2 protein-coding genes are annotated in these 4,132 nt (G+C 73.7%); both read left to right on the top strand.

All coding sequences use genetic code 11. The features are described 5' to 3' along the window. On the top strand, positions 1 to 531 hold a 531-nt coding region (locus tag G3I65_RS20395; RefSeq protein WP_160697517.1), incomplete at its 5' end, for an acyl carrier protein. A gap of 156 nt (positions 532 to 687) precedes the next feature. Next, positions 688 to 4,132: type I polyketide synthase (locus G3I65_RS20390; RefSeq protein ID WP_309235581.1), on the top strand; the 3,445-nt coding region annotated here is incomplete at its 3' end.

Here is a 4,132-nt window from a genome sequence, read left to right as displayed (position 1 = left end):
GACGCGGGCGAGATCACGGCGGCGCTGCGGGCCCGGCTGGCCGGGCTCGACGACACCGAGCGCGGCACCCGGCTGCTCGAGCTCGTCCGGGAGACCACGGCCACCGTGCTGCGGTACCCGTCGGCGGCGAACGTCGAGCCGGGCCGGGCGTTCAACGAGATGGGCGTCGACTCGCTCATCGCGGTGGAACTGCGCAACGAGCTCGGCGCGCTCACCGGGCTGCGGCTGCCCGCGACGCTGGTGTTCGACCACCCGACCCCGGCGGCCATCGCGAGGCTGCTGGCGGGCGAGCTGTTCGGGGCCGAGGCGGCCGGACCCGCGCTGAGCGCGGACGAGGCCAAGGTGCGCGGGTTCCTGTCCACGGTGACGCTTTCGCAGCTGCGGGCGGCGGGGCTGATGGACATCCTGCTGCGCGCCGCCGACGCGCAGGGCGGCCAGCCCGCCGAGAGCGCCGTGGCGGACGGCGACGGCGACGTCCGGTCGATGGACGCCGACGAGCTGGTCCGCCTCGTTCTGGGCGGCGAAAGCTAGCCGCGGTGGCCGGTCCCGCGGGACCGGCCACCGCCACGGGCGGTAAAGACTAAGCGTTTTGCGAGTGGGTTTTGCACTTCACTCTCGGAGGGTGGAAACCCTGCCGGGCCTCGGTTCCCGGCGGGCGTCCATGACCTCGAGATGGAGTTGATGATGGTGGCGCCGTCCGAAAAGATCGTCGAGGCCCTTCGCGCGGCTGTGCTGGAGAACAAGCTTCTCCACCAGCAGAACCAGCAACTGGTCGACGCGTCGAACGAGCCGATCGCGATCGTCGGGATGAGCTGCCGGTTCCCGGGCGGGGTGGCGTCCCCGGAGGACCTCTGGCGCCTGGTCTCCGACGGCGCGGACGTCGTCAGCGAGTTCCCGGCCGACCGGGGCTGGAACGTCGGGGCGCTGTACGACCCGGACCCGGCCGCCACCGGGACCTCGTACACGCGCGAAGGCGGTTTCCTGCACGACGCCGGGAACTTCGACCCCGCGTTCTTCGGCATCTCCCCGCGCGAAGCCCTCGCCATGGACCCGCAGCAGCGCCTGCTGCTGGAAACGTCCTGGGAGGCGTTCGAGCGGGCGGGCATCGACCCGGGCACGCTCAAGGGCAGCCAGACCGGCGTGTTCGTCGGGGCGGCGTCGATGGGCTACGGCACCGGCCTCGCCACCCTGCCCGACGGCGTCGAGGGCCACCTCATGACCGGCACCCAGACGTCGGTGGTCTCCGGCAGGCTCGCCTACGTCTTCGGCCTCGAAGGCCCCGCCGTCACCGTGGACACGGCGTGTTCGTCGTCGCTGGTCGCGCTGCACTGGGCCGCGCACTCGCTGCGCGCGGGGGAGTGCTCGCTCGCGCTGGCCGGCGGCGTTTCGGTGATGGCCAACCCGTCGGGGTTCATCGAGTTCAGCCGCCAGGGCGGGCTCGCCCGCGACGGCCGCTGCAAGTCCTTCGCCGACTCCGCCGACGGCACCGGCTGGGCCGAGGGCGCCGGCATCCTGCTGCTGGAACGCCTTTCCGACGCGCGCCGCCACGGCCACCGGATCCTCGCGGTCGTCCGCGGCTCGGCGATCAACCAGGACGGCGCCTCCAACGGCCTTTCCGCGCCGAACGGCCCCTCGCAGCGCCGGGTCATCCAGCGGGCGCTGGAGAACGCCGGGCTCGCCGCCGCGGACGTCGACGCCGTCGAGGGCCACGGCACCGGCACCCCGCTGGGCGACCCGATCGAAGCACAGGCCCTGCTCGCGACCTACGGTCAGGACCGCGACCGGCCGCTGTGGCTCGGCTCGCTCAAGTCGAACATCGGGCACGCGCAGGCCGCGGCCGGGGTCGGCGGCGTCATCAAGATGGTGCTGGCGATGCGCCACGGCGTCCTGCCGCGGACCCTGCACGTCGACGCGCCCGCGTCCCATGTGGACTGGTCGGCGGGGGCGGTCGAGCTGCTCACCGAAGCGCGGGAGTGGCCGGAGACCGGAAAGCCGCGCCGCGCCGGCGTTTCGTCGTTCGGGGTCAGCGGCACCAACGCGCACGTCGTGCTCGAACAGGCTCCGCGCGAGGCCGGCACCGGGGAAGCCGTCAGCCCGTTCGGCGACGAGGTCGTCTGGCCGCTGTCGGCGCGCACCGGGGAAGCGCTGACCGCGCAGGCCGCCCGCCTGCTGTCCTATGTGGACGAGAACCCGGACGTGGACCCGGTGGCCGTCGGGTTCTCGCTGGCGACCGCCCGCGCGAGCTTCGACCACCGCGCCGTCGTCACCGGCCGGGACCGCGACGAGCTGCTGGCGGGCCTGACCGCCCTCGCCGGCGGCGCGCCGGCCACCGTGGCCCGCCACGGGCGGACGGCGTTCTTGTTCGCCGGTCAGGGTGCTCAGCGGCTCGGTATGGGTCGTGAGCTGTATGGCGCGTATCCGGTGTTCGCGGAGGCGCTGGACGCGGTGCTGGATCAGTTCGCCGCGCCGGTGCGTGAGGCGCTGTTCGGTGCGGACGCGGATGTGCTTGACCGGACGGAGTGCGCGCAGCCTGCCCTGTTCGCGCTCGAGGTCGCGCTGTTCCGCCTTCTGGAATCCTGGGGTGTGAAGCCGGACTTCCTGGCGGGGCACTCGATCGGTGAGATCGCGGTGGCGCACGTGGCGGGAGTGTTGTCGCTGGCGGACGCCTGTCAGCTCGTCGAGGCCCGGGGGCGGCTCATGCAGGCCCTGCCCGCGGGCGGGGTGATGGTGTCGGTGCGGGCGGCCGAGGCCGAGGTGCTGCCGTTGCTGGTCGACGGTGTGTCGATCGCGGCGGTGAACGGGCCGGAGTCGGTGGTGCTGTCCGGGGCCGAATCGGCCGTCGCCGAAGTCGCGGCGCGGTTCGAGAAGTCCAAGCGGCTCAAGGTGTCCCACGCGTTCCATTCGTCCTTGATGGACCCGATGCTCGACGAGTTCCGTGCGGTGGTCGAGGGTCTGGAGTTCGCCGAGCCGGTGATCCCGGTCGTGTCCACAGTGACCGGGACGCTCACCGCCGAGTTTTCGTCGCCGGAGTACTGGGTCACGCACGCGAGGGAGGCCGTTCGGTTCGGCGACGCCGTCACGGCGCTGCTGGCGGAGGGGGTGTCCACCTTCGTCGAGCTGGGCCCGGACGGCGTCCTGTCCGGCCTGGCCGCCGGCAGCGACGGTGAAGCCGCGTTCGTCCCGTTGCTGCGCAAGGATCGCGAGGAGACCCGCTCGGCCGTCACGGCGCTCGGCCGGCTCCACGCGCACGGCGTCCCGGTGGACTGGGCCCGCGCGTACGCCGGATCCGGCGCGCGCCAGGCCGACCTGCCGACCTACGCCTTCCAGCACCAGCGCTTCTGGCTCGACAGCACCGGCGGCGGCACCGGCGACCTCCGCATGGTCGGCATGGGCGCGGCCGGGCACCCGCTGCTCGTGGCCGGCGTCGAGCTGCCCGGCTCCGGCGGCCACCTGTTCACCGGCGTGCTCTCGGTCGAGCTGCAGCCGTGGCTGGCCGAGCACTCGCTGCTCGGCACCGTTCTGGTGCCCGGCACCGCCTTCCTGGAGCTGGCGATCCGCGCGGGCGACGAGGTCGGCTGCGACCGCGTCGAGGAGCTGACCCTGGAGGCGCCGCTGGCGCTGCCGGAGTTCGGCGGCGTCCAGATCCAGCTCGTCGTCGGGGCCGCCGACGAGTCCGGCTCCCGGCCGCTGAGCCTGTACTCCCGCTCCGAAGAGGGCGACCGCCGGTGGGTCCGGCACGTCAGCGGCCAGCTCGCGGTGGGGGCGCGGACACGGGACTTCGACGCGTCGGTGTGGCCGCCCGCCGAGGTCGTCCCGGTGGACCTCGAAGGGTTCTACGAGCGCTTCGCCGCGGGCGGGTTCGCCTACGGCCCGATGTTCCGCGGCCTGCAGAAGGTCTGGCAGCGCGGGGAAACCTTCTACGCCGAGGTGCGCCTGCCGGAGGAGAACACCGGCGACGCCGCCGCGTTCGGCCTGCACCCGGCCCTGCTCGACGCCGCGCTGCGCGCCTCCTCGGCCGTGGGCCCGCTCGACCGGAGCCAGCTCCCGTTCTCCTGGCGCGGGGTGTCCCTGCACGCCGAGCACGCCTCCGCGCTGCGCGTGCGGCTCACGCCCGCCGGGACCGGCGCGATCG

The sequence above is a fragment of the Amycolatopsis sp. SID8362 genome (assembly GCF_010550475.1).
Taxonomy (GTDB): domain Bacteria; phylum Actinomycetota; class Actinomycetes; order Mycobacteriales; family Pseudonocardiaceae; genus Amycolatopsis; species Amycolatopsis eburnea.
The sequence above is the reverse complement of the archived record's forward strand: the minus strand, read 5'-3'. Positions and strand labels throughout refer to the sequence as shown.